This window comes from Comamonas halotolerans (genome assembly GCF_030162935.1).
Classification (GTDB): domain Bacteria; phylum Pseudomonadota; class Gammaproteobacteria; order Burkholderiales; family Burkholderiaceae_C; genus Comamonas; species Comamonas halotolerans.
This window is the reverse complement of the sequence record NZ_JASAUZ010000001.1, coordinates 368,933-384,272: the sequence shown is the minus strand read 5'-3', so window position 1 is coordinate 384,272 and position 15,340 is coordinate 368,933. Positions and strand designations below refer to the sequence as shown.

General features: G+C 56.2%; 15 protein-coding genes. 8 read left to right on the top strand and 7 right to left on the bottom strand.

The features are described from left to right. Nucleotides 1-223 precede the first annotated feature (223 nt). The 3 genes from QEP11_RS01755 (at nt 224) to QEP11_RS01745 (ending at nt 3,958) form a co-directional block, all read left to right on the top strand. Nucleotides 224-1,285, top strand: coding sequence for a 6-phosphofructokinase (locus QEP11_RS01755; RefSeq protein ID WP_284334847.1), 1,062 nt, complete (start codon nt 224-226; stop codon nt 1,283-1,285). 194 nt (nt 1,286-1,479) lie between these two features. Next, nucleotides 1,480-3,240, top strand: coding sequence for a methyl-accepting chemotaxis protein (locus tag QEP11_RS01750; RefSeq protein ID WP_284334846.1), 1,761 nt, complete (start codon nt 1,480-1,482; stop codon nt 3,238-3,240). Between the two features lie 241 nt (nt 3,241-3,481). Beyond that, a complete protein-coding gene (locus QEP11_RS01745) occupies nt 3,482-3,958 on the top strand; it encodes a hypothetical protein (RefSeq protein WP_284334845.1) in 477 nt (158 codons plus the stop codon). Nucleotides 3,959-3,995: 37 nt separating this feature from the next. Here QEP11_RS01745 and QEP11_RS01740 read toward each other — a convergent pair whose 3' ends face one another. Continuing rightward, nucleotides 3,996-4,241: a hypothetical protein gene (locus QEP11_RS01740; protein WP_284334844.1), complete on the bottom strand. Its 246-nt coding sequence runs from the start codon at nt 4,239-4,241 to the stop codon at nt 3,996-3,998. A gap of 209 nt (nt 4,242-4,450) precedes the next feature. Between QEP11_RS01740 and QEP11_RS01735 the strand changes: the two genes are divergently transcribed. From QEP11_RS01735 to purT, 4 genes are all read left to right on the top strand, one after another. Beyond that, on the top strand, nt 4,451-5,152 hold the full coding sequence (locus QEP11_RS01735; RefSeq protein ID WP_284334843.1) for a TenA family protein: 702 nt from the start codon (nt 4,451-4,453) through the stop codon (nt 5,150-5,152). Continuing rightward, nucleotides 5,145-5,507, top strand: coding sequence for a hypothetical protein (locus tag QEP11_RS01730; RefSeq protein ID WP_284334842.1), 363 nt, complete (start codon nt 5,145-5,147; stop codon nt 5,505-5,507). The genes QEP11_RS01735 and QEP11_RS01730 overlap by 8 nt, the downstream gene beginning before the upstream one ends. 209 nt (nt 5,508-5,716) lie before the next feature. Then, complete coding sequence (locus QEP11_RS01725; RefSeq protein WP_284334841.1) at nt 5,717-6,841, top strand: hypothetical protein; 1,125 nt, start codon at nt 5,717-5,719, stop codon at nt 6,839-6,841. 159 nt (nt 6,842-7,000) lie between these two features. Beyond that, on the top strand, nt 7,001-8,218 hold the full coding sequence (purT, locus tag QEP11_RS01720) for a formate-dependent phosphoribosylglycinamide formyltransferase (protein ID WP_284334840.1): 1,218 nt from the start codon (nt 7,001-7,003) through the stop codon (nt 8,216-8,218). A 93-nt stretch (nt 8,219-8,311) separates the two neighbouring features. On the opposite strand, the gene QEP11_RS01715 is transcribed toward purT, so the two are convergent. The 3 genes from QEP11_RS01715 to QEP11_RS01705 form a co-directional block, all read right to left on the bottom strand. Continuing rightward, entirely contained in the window at nt 8,312-8,947 is a 636-nt protein-coding gene (locus tag QEP11_RS01715; RefSeq protein WP_284335194.1) for a mechanosensitive ion channel family protein, read from the bottom strand. A gap of 185 nt (nt 8,948-9,132) precedes the next feature. Continuing rightward, nucleotides 9,133-10,680, bottom strand: a complete 1,548-nt coding sequence (gene lysS, locus QEP11_RS01710; RefSeq protein WP_284334839.1) for a lysine--tRNA ligase — start codon at nt 10,678-10,680, stop codon at nt 9,133-9,135. A gap of 208 nt (nt 10,681-10,888) precedes the next feature. Beyond that, nucleotides 10,889-11,527 (bottom strand): LON peptidase substrate-binding domain-containing protein, encoded by a 639-nt coding sequence (locus QEP11_RS01705; protein WP_284334838.1) that lies wholly within the window; start codon nt 11,525-11,527, stop codon nt 10,889-10,891. A gap of 125 nt (nt 11,528-11,652) precedes the next feature. On the opposite strand from QEP11_RS01705, the gene QEP11_RS01700 reads away from it, so the two are divergent. After that, nucleotides 11,653-12,231: a YggT family protein gene (locus tag QEP11_RS01700; protein ID WP_284334837.1), complete on the top strand. Its 579-nt coding sequence runs from the start codon at nt 11,653-11,655 to the stop codon at nt 12,229-12,231. 80 nt (nt 12,232-12,311) lie between these two features. Here the strand turns inward: QEP11_RS01700 and accD are convergent, their stop codons facing one another. From accD to trpB, 3 genes are read right to left on the bottom strand one after another with little or no spacing between them, the layout of a single operon-like run. Continuing rightward, the gene (gene accD / locus QEP11_RS01695) at nt 12,312-13,193 is read right to left on the bottom strand and encodes an acetyl-CoA carboxylase, carboxyltransferase subunit beta (RefSeq protein WP_284334836.1); all 882 of its coding nucleotides are present in this window, start codon (nt 13,191-13,193) and stop codon (nt 12,312-12,314) included. A gap of 59 nt (nt 13,194-13,252) precedes the next feature. Continuing rightward, the gene (gene trpA, locus QEP11_RS01690; RefSeq protein WP_284334835.1) at nt 13,253-14,074 is read right to left on the bottom strand and encodes a tryptophan synthase subunit alpha; all 822 of its coding nucleotides are present in this window, start codon (nt 14,072-14,074) and stop codon (nt 13,253-13,255) included. After that, nucleotides 14,071-15,339, bottom strand: coding sequence for a tryptophan synthase subunit beta (trpB, locus tag QEP11_RS01685; RefSeq protein WP_284334834.1), 1,269 nt, complete (start codon nt 15,337-15,339; stop codon nt 14,071-14,073). Before trpB ends, trpA begins: the two co-directional genes overlap by 4 nt. Nucleotide 15,340 lies beyond the last annotated feature (1 nt).

Genomic DNA, 15,340 nt, shown 5'->3' with positions numbered 1-15,340 from the left:
CTGGCGCATAGCGGTCTCAAGCTTGTTCGGGGCTACTGGTCTCAAGACCTCGCCTGGGGGCAGTTCTTGTCATAGAGAATACGGGGCAACTGCTGGGCCATGCCTGTGACTATGCCGGGTGGATGGAGGAGTCTCAGAAGTTCCATGGCTGTCATGGGATGATCTGACCCTTGGGCGATGAATTGCTGCCCAGTCCGAGCCGATACCAAGAAAGAGAGATTGCATGCGCGTAGGTGTTTTGACAGGTGGTGGCGATTGCCCCGGCTTGAATGCTGTGATCCGTGCGGTGACCAAGTCGTTGATCAGCCATGGGCAGTGCGAAGTCATCGGCATTCAAGATGGTTTCGAGGGGCTGATGGAGCCGGTGCCGCGCGTCAAGCCTTTGGGGTGGGATGAGGTCTCTGGGATTTTGCACATTGGAGGCACTATCTTGGGCACCAGCAACAGTGCCAATCCGCTTGAAAGTGAAGCCACACTGGCCCTGGTGAAGCACAACGTTCAGGCTCTGGGCCTGGATGTGGTGGTGTCAATTGGCGGTGATGGCACGCAGAGCCTGGCCTATGGGCTGGCCCAAGCCGTCGGCATGCAGTGTGTGGGCGTGCCTAAAACGATTGACAATGACATTGCCAATTGTGAACGCAGCTTTGGTTTTGATACGGCTGTTGCCACTGCCACCGAGGCGCTGCGCCGCATTGAAAGCACAGCCAATAGCCATCACCGTGTGATGATTGTGGAGACCATGGGGCGCAATGCTGGTTGGTTGGCGCTGGAGGCTGGAATTGCAGGCGCGGCTGACGTCATCTTGCTGCCAGAGATGGATTACGACCTGCAAACCATTGTGGATGTCTGCAAGGCGCGCGAACAACGTCAGCGCTACACCATCATCTGCATTGGTGAAGGCGCCAAGGAAAGCGGCTATAGCCTGACGGTGAGAGAGACGATTGCGCACAGCCCTGATCCTGTACGCCTGGGCGGTGTGGGACATGTGTTGCGTGAGCGTTTGCAGCCGCATTTGAAAAGCGAGGTGCGTACGACCGTGTTGGGTCATGTGCAGCGCGGTGGTGATCCAACGCCTTTTGACAGGGTGCTGGCCACTCAATTTGGTCACCACGCAGCCCAGTTGGTGCTTTCAGGTAACTTTGGCCGTATGGTGACCTTGCAAAACGGCGCGATCGGCAGTGTGGAGATTTCCACGGTGGCGAATACGCAACGCAAGATCAATGCCAATCATCCGCTGCTGACCATGGCGCATGATATTGGAATATGCCTTGGCCAAGCGCGCTAAGCGGATGTGATTACAAATAGGCAGCCTTAGAGCTGCCTTTTTGATGCATTGTCTCTAGGTGGCACACATGCTTTGATGTAATTGATTGTTAAAATTGTTTGCTAGCTAATGATTCACCCTGTGCGATTGTTGCTATCTGTGAAAGTTTTGAGCCATTGCTGATGCGTGATGGCTTTTTTTGTTTTGGGGCGGTAATGCAATTCAAGAATTTGTCGGTGGCCAAGAAAGTCTGGCTGCTTTTGTTGCTGGTCATTGGCGCCATGCTTGCTGCGAACTTGGCGATGACAAGCTATCTCACCAAAATGGAAGGCAAATTGCGCATTGATGCGCAAGAGATGCAAGAGCGCATTCGCATGGTGGAGCAATTACGCGGCAATGTAGAAACGTCAGCTAGCTATCTCATTGCAGCCAACTTGGCGCAAGACGCTGCATCCATGGAGTTGTTTGAGCAAAAGTTCAAGGCGTCAGCACAAAGCTCGGAAAACCTGCTGAAAGAGGCTGAAAAGCGGCTCCACGCCCCCGAAGCATTGGCGGAGCTGAGTGCAGTTAAACAGGTGAGAGAAAAGTTATTTGGAATTTCTGAGCAAGTTCGCATGGAGCGGCGCAATGATGGTGACGTTGCTGCTTTGGTGAGGTCAGACATGCTTCCGGCGGTGGATGAATACGCTGCACACTTGAAAAAGTTGGTGGAAATAGAGGAAAAGCTGCACCAATCCACCTTGGATATGGGAGATGTTCAGCGCAGCACAGCCATGGGTATTGGCTTTTTGGTGTTGGTCGTTGTGGTGCTGACTGGATTGCTGCTGTCCGCATGGCTGGTCAAGCAATTGACGCAGCCATTGAGCAAGGCGGTTGAACTGGCCAACGAAATCGCGAAGGGTGATCTGACGCGAGATGTGCATGATGACCGCAAGGATGAGCTGGGCCAGTTGCTGCGCAGTCTCAATGCGATGACGCAAAAACTGCGCACTGTAGTGGGCGAGGTGCGCAACGGTGTGGATTCTGTGTCGTCTGCATCCAGCCAGATCGCCTCAGGAAACCAGGATTTGTCGGCACGCACTGAGCAAACGGCGGCCAATCTGGAGGAGACTGCAGCCAGCATTGAAGAGCTGACAGCTACAGTGACGCAATCAGCAGATACGGCGCGCCAGGCCAATCAGCTGGCTGCCACTGCTGCCCAAGCGGCGGAGCGTGGCGGTGAAGTGGTGAACCAGGTGGTGATGAGCATGGACCAGATCAACACTTCAAGCCGCAAGATCAGCGACATCATTGGCGTGATTGATGGCATTGCCTTCCAGACCAATATCCTGGCCTTGAATGCCGCTGTGGAAGCCGCGCGTGCAGGTGAACAAGGTCGAGGTTTTGCTGTGGTGGCTGGTGAAGTGCGTAGCCTGGCAGGTCGCAGCGCAGAGGCCGCCAAAGAAATAAAGGCATTGATCACCGCCAGTGTGAATAACGTTGATCAGGGTGCCGAACAAGTAGCTCAGGCAGGTGAAAGCATGCAGGAGATTGTTGCGAGTGTGCGCCGTGTGACGGACTTGATCGGCGAGATCACGGCCTCAGCCAATGAGCAACGCGATGGCATTGCGCAGGTGAACCAAGCGGTGAGCAATCTGGATCAGATGACCCAGCAAAACGCTGCGTTGGTCGAGGAGTCCAGCGCTGCGGCAACCTCCATGAATGAGCAAGCCAAACGCTTGGCAGAAGTGGTTGCCGTGTTCAATGTTGGCCAGACCCAGGCTGCGTCGGCCGGGCCAATGGTTGCACAGACAGCGCGTTTGGCACCAGCAGCGAGCGAAGTGCGTAAAGTCCCCGTCAAGCCAGTGGCAGTACGCCAGCCCAGTGTCAGTCATGCAAGCGTCAAAAAAGAAAAAGATGCTTCCAAGCTGCTGCGTCCTGCGCCTTTGAATACCAATGCTGCATCGAATGCAGACGATGATTGGGAAACTTTTTAAAACCCTCTACATCACCTCTGATGCGTTGTTGCTTCACCTTGCTGTGACTTTTGTACCGCCTGTGGCTTCGTACCTCGTATTGCTCGCAAACGTTCGGTTGACTGAGGGGGCTAGCAATACGAAGTCTTTGTGACGCAACGATACAAGGAGCCATTGCGGCTCCTTTTTTTATCCGCAAAATAAGAGGATGACGCTTGTTCCAGATGCGTCAGTAGCTATCAAGTTTTTTAAGAGGGCCAGCATGGATCGACACGAAGAGGCGGTGATGCAGTTTTTGACTGCCAACGGAGACACATTTCTTTCACCGCAGTACGACGTGGTTGCAGGCTGGATGCGGCCCAGCTTTGTGGCGCTGCGCCCAGCCAAGAAGCAGGTATGGGTTGCAGAAGTGTCAGCTTCAGGCTACCCGCTGGGATTGGTGGACAAGATCAATCAGCGCATCGAGAAATGGTATGCGCCTTTGCTGGAGCAGTTACAGCGTTTGCAAGTGACAGGAAGTGACTGGAGTATTGGCTTGATGGTGTTTGTGCGCGATGACCAGATCGACTGGTTGAAAGGCCGCATCAAGGATATGGCTGGCGTGCATGTGCTGAGCCTGGAGACTGCCAGCAGCCCCTGGACATGGCATGACAGCGTCTGGACGGAAGAGCTGGAATTTGCAAGCGCCGAAATCCCTCGCAAGACCAGTCCAACAAGGACAGGTGGGCTCACGCACTGACTGTGTTAATGCTTCACTGTTGCCCATGATGCCTGCCCTAGTCATTTGAGCGCAGAGAGTTTCTTTGAATGCCACTGCCCTTGGGTGATTCGTGCACACTTGCCAGGCTCACAGTAAGCTGCCATGCCAGCAAGGCGTTGGGCCGATACAGATAAGTGGCATACCATTCGGCACCACGAATTGGCGCCAGATCACGGTAACGCTGCACCATGGTGATACCGGAATAGCCTGATGGGGCACTTGCCAGTTTGGTAGCAATCGCGTGCGTATGGTGGATCAGCACAGCGCTGGTTACCAGACAGACCCCTGGTGTTTCAAGGGCACATATATAGCTTGTGCACACGAATGAGCAATCAGGGGGTGATCGGGCCGAAGCGCATTGTTTCTCGGCGGTGCAGGGCGCGCACCTGCTTATCGTGTTTGAAATGGCCGCTAGGTGTGCCTAACGCCGCACCTCGAGTTTTTGTATATTGGAATAGGTTTTTATTGGTGATGTCTGAATCTGTTGTGAAAAACCTCGAAGAGCTGCCATCGGAAATCCCCGGCTTTGCGCAAACCTTGCGTCTGTCTTGTGCCGACGACTGGAATGCTTGTGTGCAGCATCGCTTTGTGCATGAAATTTTTGATGGCACTTTGAGCGATGCGGTGTTGCGCCGTTATCTGGTGCAGGACTACCAGTTCATCAACCGTTTTGTGGCCTTGCTGGGGGCAGCCATTGCCAGTGCCGATGTGTTTGAGCCACGGGTGACTTTGTCACAGTTCGCGGCCATGATTACGAGCGACGAGAACACCTATTTCTTGCGGAGTTTTGATGCGCTGGGTGTACCGCAGTCAGAGCGTCTGCAGCCTGTATTGTCTGCGCAGACACAGGCATTCCAGCAGTTGATGCAAGAGGCTGCGCAAAGCCAGCAATACGCCAATTGCATCGCGGTGCTGGCGGTGGCTGAAGGTCTGTATCTGGATTGGGCCGATCAGCCTGCCAAGAAGCATTTACCACTGCCCCAGCGTTTTGAACATGCGGAATGGATCACTCTGCATGCCAACGATTTCTTCCGCGGCTTTGTGGCTTGGCTGCGTGCAGAGCTGGACCGTATTGCCCCCGGTTTAGATGCTGTGCAAAAAGCGCAGGCTACAAGCTACTTCCAACGCGCCGTGCAACTGGAGCGTGCGTTTTTTGACCATATCTATGCATAAGCTCTTTGAAATAGTTGGTGCAGCCATGGCGGTCGCATTGGCTGCACCGGCGGCGGCTGCGCAGTGGCAAATCTGTGACTACAAGGTCAGGGTACAGGATACGCAGCCCAGCAGGCAGGCGCTGTATGTGGATGTGCTGTCAGTGCAATCCAAGGGAGGTGCTGAATGTCGGCAACCCGGTACTTTTTTGGCGTTCAAGCCCGAAACCTGGGACTATCAAAGTGAGTTGCCGCGCAGGCAATGGCCCAAGCCCGGGCAGACTGTAACTGTGCGCCACCGCTATCTGGACGGCATATGCAAAAACATTGGGGCGTGCCGCATACAGCACTACTCACCGCAGTTGCCAAAGCGCTAAAGCCGTGCAACGGTGGCAGCGTGGCACTTGATCGCGTGTACACCGCTTGCATGTTGCGCATGTCGGCGTGGCTTGCACGAGATTTCAGTTGAGCAAAGCAATGCGCAGGACAAAGGGGTGTGATCGCTCAGCCTGAAACTGGCTGAGGTGATGGCTGGGGTGATGTCGCGCAGCCCTGTTTCGTCACACCACACGGAGGAGTTTTTTACATGCATGAACAGCCCCGAATTCGCACTTGGACATGGGCCGATCAGGTCAGCAGTTATCGTTTCTGGGCCTTGCTCGGGGCCTGGCTGTGCGTAGCTTGCAACAGCCATCTGCTGCGCAGCGGAGTTTTGCAGGCTGCACGTGAGCAGATGGGGTTTGTCGGGATCGGACAGCTGATGGGTTTGGCAATGCCGCTGGGTGTGGTGACCGGCGTCATCTGGGGGATGTTGGTGGTGCGCTCTCACGCTGTGCGCGGGCTGATCGTTGTCGCTTTGCTGGCGGGTGTGGCACTGCCTTTCGTGACAGCAGGCGTCAGTGATGTGTCGCTGCCTATCCTGGCCTTGAATTTGGTGGCTGCAGAGTCGCTGAGCTATGGCTTCATGGTGGCAGTGATTGCAATACTGGCAGGCAGTCGCAGCGGTAGCGTGGCATTTGCCGCTGTGCTGGCGCTGGTGTTCCTGCTAAAAGCCGTAGTGGATATGCCAGCTGCCTTGGCGTTGATGCACCTGAACCAGCAATGGCCGAATATTGGTGCGCATATCTGGGGCATCGCTGTCGTCAGCGCGGGGGTGTTGTTGCTTGCTCCGCTGCTGAACCCGGCTGTGCGCCCCCTTTTTTCAGAATCGCCTGCAGCACGCCACCGCCCGTTGCAGCCACGCTACCGGCACCCTTGGGCTGCCGCCGTATGGGGATTGCTGCTGTGGCTAGGGGGGCTGACTGTGTTTGGCTTGCTCTTGTATGCACAGCTGTGGTTCTTTGGCGCTGAAGAGGCAATGCGTCCTGGATGGATACGCGCAGCACTGGTGATTGCCTTGGTCGGGCTTGCTGGGGTGGTGTACTGGAATTACCGCATTCACGGCGAGATTGCGGCCTTGGCACCATCGCCTGAGCTTCTGACTCCGCGCGCTGCGGCCATCTCTTGCTTGTTGCTCCCTTTGGGGGCACTGTTGCTGCCGTTGCAGCTGGCTACCGTGCTAAACCAGACACAGCGGGTACACATTTCTGTCGCATGGCTGGTGTGCTGGAGCTTGCTGATGCCCGCTATTGCCATGGCGCAGATTCAGCGTGCGGTGAACCGTTTGGCGGATGCGGCAAGTGTGCCCTCGGTGCTGCAAGGTGTGCATTGACGGCGATATCTGCGATGTGTCCGGGCCACGGCACCCGTGTGTGATCAAGTCTTGCCTGGCCGGTGGCTGCCAGCCTCTATGATCGGGGCAGCAGGCAGCGCAGACTGCGCTAAGACAAACCAGTGCGGGCAGTGCTCGCGGGATGGACAGGAAGCACCAATGACGACCCTCGGAACCCCTTTGACTCCGCATGCCACCAAAGTCATGCTGCTTGGTAGCGGTGAGCTGGGCAAAGAAGTATTGATTGCGTTGCAGCGCTTGGGCGTTGAAACCATTGCTGTTGACCGCTATGACAATGCACCCGGTCAGCAAGTGGCCCACCATGCACGCACCATCACCATGAGTGATCCCGCTCAGCTCAAGGCTCTGATTGAGGAAATGCAGCCAGACTTGGTGGTGCCAGAAATCGAGGCCATTGCCACCCCCATGCTGCAAGAGCTGGAAGCCGCAGGCGTGGTGACCGTGGTGCCAACGGCGCGCGCCACGCGTTTAACGATGGACCGTGAGGGCATTCGCCGTCTGGCCGCTGAAACCTTGGCGTTGCCTACCAGTCCCTATCGTTTTTGCGATTCACTGGACGAGCTGCAAGCTGCAATTGATGGCAGCGACGGGCTGCCTGCCATTGGCTATCCCTGCGTGGTCAAGCCTGTGATGAGCAGCTCGGGCAAGGGCCAAAGCAAAATTGATGGAGCAGCAGATGTGTCGTCGGCCTGGGATTACGCCATGGCCGGCGGTCGGGTGGCCAAGGGGCGCGTGATTGTTGAAGGCTTTATCGACTTCGACTACGAGATCACACAGTTGACCGTGCGTGCCAAGGGCAAGGAAGGAGAGGTTGAAACCCATTTCTGCGATCCTGTCGGTCACATTCAGCAGGCTGGCGACTATGTGGAAAGTTGGCAGCCTCACCCCATGCATCCAGTTGCGCTGGAAAAATCACGTCAGATCGCCAAAGCGGTGACTGATAACCTGGGCGGTTTAGGTCTGTTTGGCGTGGAACTGTTCGTTAAAGGCGAGCAAGTCTGGTTCAGCGAGGTGTCGCCACGGCCGCACGATACCGGCTTGGTGACTTTGACAACGCAGTGGCAAAGTGAATTTGAGCTGCATGTCCGAGCCATTCTGGGCTTACCTGTGGACGCAAGCTTGCGTAACCCGGGCGCCAGTGCAGTGATCTACGGCGGTCAAGATGCTGAGGGCTTGGTGTTTGACGGTGTGGATGAGGCTTTGGCGGTGGAAGGTGCAGATCTTCGCCTGTTTGGCAAGCCTGAAAGCTTTGTGAAACGTCGTATGGGAGTGGCGCTGGCGCGTGCTGCGGATGTTGAGACGGCGCGTGCCAACGCCAAGCTGGCGGCCAGCAAGGTGCTTGTGCGCAAGCCCTGATGATTGCTTGCCTTTGAGGGCTTCAGGCTAAGGTGGTGCATCTGCCAGGTATAAAAAAACGCTGCGATTCAAGCAGCGTTTTTTTGTTGTGCCTCAAGGGAATGTGGCCGACTTGGGAGCAGGCGCAGGCTCTGACGCTGCTGGAGGTTGGGGAGTGTCATTGCCTGGTTCTGCTGCTTGGTAGAGCTTGTCGGCGGGCACAGGTGTGCCGACGCGCCAGCGGCGCACCAGGCGCTGGAAAATCAATGCGTTGGGGATTTGAATCAAAGTCCCCGGTGCAGGCGCTGTCGCATCTTCCAGCGTCGTGTAGAGCAGGTTGATATCCACCACGCGGCCCAGGGCGCCGGGCTTTTCCGCAGTATCTAGCACTTCAATGTGATCGCCCACCCGGAACGGTCCCACAGTGAAGATCAGGAAGGCGCAGAACAGGTTGGACAGTACGCTCCATGCCGCGAAGAAGGCCACAGCGCCCACGGTGGCAAAGCCTGTGAAGGCCGACCACAACACGCTGGCAGATACTCCCAGACGTTCCAGAATCAGCAACAGAGCACCGGCGCAGATGAGCCAACGCACGACAGTGTTGATGGGCATGAGCAATTCATGCGGGAAATCATAATGAGCGCTGGCCCGCTTGATCACACGCTTGAACAAGCGCAGCAGCAGCCATGCTACAAAAACTATCAGCAAGATTTGTAGCATGGGGATGGCAATATCCAGCCAGTCCTGCATCCATGTAGGCAAACGTGTGCGCAGGCCAGTAATGCGGTCAATTACAGTCACGGTCGATAGATTCAAGTCAGTTTCTTCCTGGCAATACTAACCAAGCTTGCAGCGCAATGGGCTGCTTCAGGTTGTTACAGCAACATCCAAAGCAAAAGGGACCCGCAGGTCCCTTGGCTGATGCTTGCTGGTAATCAAACCTGCTCGCGGCGCAGGGCAGGGAACAGGATCACGTCACGGATGCTGGCGCTGTCGGTCAGCAGCATCAGCAGTCGGTCGATACCAATGCCGCAGCCGCCGGTGGGTGGCATGCCGTATTCCAGCGCACGCACAAAGTCATGGTCGAAATACATGGCTTCATCGTCACCGCCGTCCTTGGCTTCCACCTGCGCGTTAAAGCGAGCAGCCTGGTCTTCTGCGTCGTTCAGCTCCGAGAAGCCGTTGCCAAACTCGCGGCCTGTGATGTACAGCTCAAAGCGCTCGGTCACTTCGGGGCGCTCATCATTGGCACGCGCCAGTGGCGAAATTTCGGTAGGGTGCTCCATGATGAAGGTAGGGTTCCAAAGCTTTTCTTCCACCACTTCTTCGAAGTACAGCACTTGCAGGCTGGCCAGCGAGCGGGTGGACAGCTTGTCCTTTTCCTCGTTCATGCCCAGCTTCTTGAGTGCATTGATCAGCCAGTCGCGGTTGGTCACGTTGTCACCAGCTTCGGTGTACTTGACGATGGCTTCAGGGATGGTCAGGCGCTCGAAAGGCTTGGCCAGATCCACGGGCTTGCCACCGTAGGTGCACTCCAGTGTGCCCACGGCCTTCATTGCGGCGTCGCGAATCAACTGCTCGGTGTAGTTCATCAGGTCCTGGTAGTCCCAGTACGTGGCGTAGAACTCCATCATGGTGAACTCGGGGTTGTGACGCACCGAGACACCTTCGTTGCGGAAGTTGCGGTTGATTTCAAACACGCGCTCAAAGCCTCCAACGATCAGGCGTTTGAGATACAGCTCTGGTGCAATGCGCAGGTACATTTCCTGGTCCAGCGCATTGTGGTGGGTGATGAAGGGCTTGGCATTGGCACCACCGGGGATAGGGTGCAACATGGGTGTTTCGACTTCCAGGAAGCCATGGCTCACCATGAAGTCACGGATACCGGCTACAGCCTTGGAGCGAGCCACGAAACGCTTGCGTGCGTCTTCGTTCATCATCAGGTCCACGTAGCGCTGGCGCACCTTTTGCTCAGCGTCGGCCATGCCGTGGAACTTATCGGGCATGGGACGCAGGCTCTTGGTCAGCAGACGGATCTTGGTGGCCTTGATCGACAGCTCGCCGGTCTTGGTTTTCATCAGCGTGCCTTCGACAGCAATGATGTCGCCCAGATCCCACTTCTTGAAGTCAGCGTAAACGTCTTCACCCACGGCGTCGCGGGTGACATAAGCCTGGATACGTCCGGTGGCGTCTTGCACGGTGGCAAAGCTGGCCTTGCCCATCACGCGCTTGAGCATCATGCGGCCGCCTACGGACACGGTGATGGCTTCAGCTTCCAGCGCTTCGGCCTCCTTCTCGCCGTGCATTTCGACCAAAGGCAGAGCGCGGTCAGCAGGCTTGAAGTCGTTGGGGAACGCGGCAGTGCCTGCGGCCTTGGAGGCTTCGCGCAAGGCTTTCAGTTTTTCGCGGCGCTCAGCGATGAGTTTGTTTTCGTCTTGGGGGGCAGCAACTTCTGCCTCGGGGGTATTTTGATGTTCAGACATTGAATGAGCGCAGCGCAAAAGGCTGGGAAGACTTGCCAAAACCAGCGATTTTAGTTTTTTTAGGCTGTTTCAGCTTGCAGTACACGCAATCACGGATCTTTCCGTGTGAAAGAAACCATGGTCAGCCAAGTTTTGCACTTGGTTTTTTGTTCTAAGTGTATGTATTCAAATTGTTTTTTTGAGTGTTGGCTTTGCTTGATGCGTGCTCTCAGGAAGCGATGTGTTGCTGAGGCACGATGCCAGCACGTTCCAGTACATCAGTCACCAGGTCCAGGCGCAGCAGTGGGCTGCTCATTTCCAGCAATTGCAGTTGCAGTTGCTCACCCATGGGAAACAGTTCACACCAGCGGTTGGCCACCCAGCCCGCATCTGCAAACTGTGCTTCGCTGGCCGTGTCCAGATGGCGCTGCGGAAGTCGTTGCAGCACTTGACGCAAGGCGGTAACGGTGGGTTGAAGATCCGGTGGAATAGGGGTGCTGATGTCCGAGGGCAGCAGTTCAACATCAGCTACCCACAAGCCACCTGTGAGTTTGCGTGCATGTGTGATGCGAAAGCGGTCCTTGCCGCTGCACTGCAGCAGTTCCAGGCCGGTTCGCAAAGGAGTGACCGAATCAATGCTGGCAATGGTGCCTATGGAGTGGAAACTTTCCAGAGGCTCATCGGGCTGTTGCACTTCACGTCCACTGAGCAGGGTGACGACACCAAATGGGGCTCCCTGCTCACGGCAGCAACGTACCATGGTGCGATAACGTTGCTCGAATACTCGTAGAGGCAGAAAGCCACCCGGAAAAAGCACCGTGTGCAGTGGAAAAAGGGGCAAGGAGACCAGGGTCAGCGCAGGAGTCATGATAGATGGCGGCAATACGGTGGCTATGATGGCCTACTGTGCATGCTGCAATACGTAGGCTGATACCGCACTGCTTTGCATGTGCTGCGTTTTAATGGGCGTAGTGATTCAACCTTTTGATCTCGATGATTGTTCAAATTCTTCAATTTTTGCTGGAAGTGGCATGTGGTTTGGTGGCAGGAGCATCCCTGCTGCGTCTTTATATGCAGGTTCAGCGGATTCCGTTTAACAATCCCATTGGCAAGCTGGTGTTCGCGCTGTCCGATTGGCTGGTCATGCCGCTGCGTAAAGTCATTCCCAATCGCAGCCGCTACGATCTCTCCAGCCTGGCGGCTGCGTTGTTGGTCGTTTTTGTGCAGTATGTGCTGATGTGGCTGTTGCGCGGTGCTGTGGGATCGTTCCTGCTGATCCCTTTGGTGGCCGTGTTCGGATTGCTGCGCATGGCGCTCACCGGAATGATGGGTATTTTGATTGTCTATGCCATTTTGACCTGGGTGCAGCCACACTCTCCGTTGGTCAGCATCTTGCATCGCTTGAGCGAGCCCGTGCTACGTCCGCTGCGCAAGGTCATTCCTTTGGTTGGAGGCATTGATTTGTCGGCGCTGGCGGCGATTGTGCTGATTCAAGTCTTGATGATGGTGCTGGCCAATGTGCAATTCGGTTTGCTGGCAGGTGCCACGGGTATTCCGGTGGTGTTACGCTGAACAGTGCGCAGTGATGGCTGATGATTCGCACACAAAAAAGGCTCCTGTCAGGAGCCTTTTTTGCAAGGGCATTCGCAGAGTCAGTCTTGGACGACGGCATCTGCAGGCATGCGTTGCAGCATGGCCAGTGTTGAAGCCACGGTGTCACGCAGTTCACGGCGGTCCACAATCATGTCTACCGCACCTTTGTCCTGCAGGAATTCAGAGCGCTGGAAGCCTTCGGGCAGCTTTACACGTACCGTGGTCTCGATGACGCGGGGGCCTGCGAAGCCGACCAGCGCCTTGGGCTCGGCCATCACAATGTCACCCACAAAGGCAAAACCTGCAGACACACCACCCATGGTCGGGTCGGTCAGCACGGAGATATAAGGCAGGCCCTTCTTGGCCAGGCGCGTCAAAGCGGCATTGGTCTTGGCCATTTGCATCAGGCTGAGCAGACCTTCCTGCATGCGTGCGCCACCGGTGGCTGTAAAGCACAAAAATGGCACTTTTTGTTCGATAGCGGTTTCCACGCCGCGCACAAAGCGTTCGCCCACCACAGAGCCCATGGAGCCGCCCATAAAGTCAAACTCGAAGCAAGCAACCACCAATTCAATACCCTTGACGGTGCCTCCCATGACGATCAAGGCATCGGTTTCGCCTGTGTTTTCAAGGGCCTCTTTCAAGCGCTGTGGATATTTGCGGCTGTCCTGAAACTTCAGGGGGTCGACAGGAATGACTTCCTGGCCGATTTCGTAACGGCCTTCGCCATCCAGGAAATGATTCAGACGCGCGCGTGCGCCAATGCGGTGGTGGTGTCCGCAAGTGGGACATACGTTCTGATTGCTTTCCAGATCCGTCTTGTAGAGCACCGACTCGCAGCTGGGGCACTTGACCCACAGGCCCTCAGGGATCTGCTGTTGGCGATCCTTGGGTTCGGTTTGCTGGATTTTGGCAGGCAGAAGTTTTTCAAGCCAGGACATAAGTTTTCCTCTTCAGGGCGGTCGGGCTGCGGGGCAATACCTTGCAGCCAAGCTCCGCATTATGCGTCCATCGATTTGCGCACACCGCGCAAGAAATCAATAGCCAGTGGAACAATTTTTTCGTGGGGTTGATCTTCCAGCAACTGAATGATCTTGCTGCCGATGATGGCAGCGTCGGCAACCTGGGTCACGGCATGCGCGGTTTGGCCATCACGAATGCCAAAGCCCACGCCTACAGGCAAGGCGATGTGTTGCTTGATGCGCGGCATCATTTGCGCCACGGCATTCACATCCAGAGCGTTGGATCCGGTTACGCCCTTGAGCGAGACATAGTAAACGTAGCCGCTGGCAATCCGCGCCACTTGCTGGATGCGCTCATCGGTGCTGGTGGGGGCCAGCAGGAAAATTTGATCCATGCCCCTGGTGCGTAGCTTGGCTGCAAAAGCCTCGCTTTCCTCTGGTGGGTAGTCCACCACCAAGATGCCGTCCACTCCGGCTTCGGCGGCATCGTTGATGAATGCTTCCTCACCATGAATCTGATCGTAGCGCTCTACAGGGTTGGCGTAACCCATGAGTACCACCGGAGTGGTGTGATTCTTTTGGCGGAACTCGCGCACATAGCCCAGCACCTGCTTGAGGCCGACGCCATTGGCAATGGCGCGGTCACCAGCTTTCTGGATGACGGGGCCATCTGCCATGGGATCGGAGAAAGGCACGCCCAGCTCAATGATGTCCGAGCCTGCTTCCACCATGCCGTGCATGAGTGACGGTGTAATGGCTGCAAACGGAAAGCCTGCTGTCACATAAGGAATCAATGCCTTGCGGCCTTCGGCACTCAGTTTCTCAAAGGTGGCGGCAATACGAGACTGATTCGGGCTCATGCGACAGGCCCTCCCTTCACTGTCAAACCGCGCATGGATGGGCGGTCATAGAAATCTTCACCTGACAAGTCGGCCACGGTGCCGATGTCTTTGTCACCGCGACCAGACAGGCTGACCAGGATGGATTGCTCGGGCTGCATGGTCTTGGCCAGCTTCATGGCATAGGCCACGGCATGGCTGGATTCCAGTGCAGGAATGATGCCTTCAGCACGGCACAGGTAGTGGAAGGCTTGCAGCGCTTCCTTGTCGGTAATGCCAACGTATTGCGCACGCCCGATTTCTTGCAGCCATGCATGCTCTGGACCCACACCTGGGTAGTCCAGACCTGCGCTGATGGAGTGTGTCTCCAGGATCTGGCCGTTGTCATCCTGCATGATGAAGGTGCGGTTGCCGTGCAGCACACCAGAGCTGCCTTTTTGCAGCGATGCCGAGTGTTTGCCTGTGTCAAGGCCTTCACCAGCGGCTTCCACTCCGATCAGTTGGGTGTTTTCGTAGGGGATGTAGGGATAGAAGATACCCATGGCATTGGAGCCTCCACCCACGCAGGCCACAACCGCATCAGGCTGTTCATTGGCCATCTTCAATTCCTTGAAGATTTCAGGCATTTGTGTCAGGCACTCCTCGCCAATCACGCTCTGGAAGTCACGCACCATGGCAGGGTAGGGGGCAGGCCCAGCCACGGTGCCAATGATGTAGAAAGTGTTGTCTACATTGGCGACCCAGTCGCGCATGGCTTCATTGAGCGCATCCTTAAGAGTCTTGGAGCCTGACTCCACCGGAATCACCGTGGCGCCCAGCAGCTTCATGCGATAGACATTGGGGCTTTGGCGCTTGACATCTTCAGCGCCCATGTACACCACGCATTCCAGACCGTAGCGTGCGCAGATGGTGGCAGTAGCCACGCCGTGCTGACCGGCTCCGGTCTCGGCAATGATGCGTGGCTTGCCCATGCGCTTGGCAAGCATGGCTTGACCAATCACATTGTTGATCTTGTGTGCGCCAGTGTGGTTGAGGTCTTCACGCTTCAGATAGATCTGCGCGCCGCCCATTTCCTGGGACATGCGGGCTGCGTGATAGACGGGCGAGGGGCGGCCAACAAAGTGTGCCAGTTCTGACTTGAATTCAGCGATGAACTCAGGGTCATTCTGGTATTTGGAGTAGGCATCGCGCAGTTCCGAGAGCGCGTGCGTGAGTGTCTCGCTGGCAAAACTGCCACCGTAGGGGCCGAAGTGGCCTTGAGCATCGGGATAGGAGTATTCGAACATC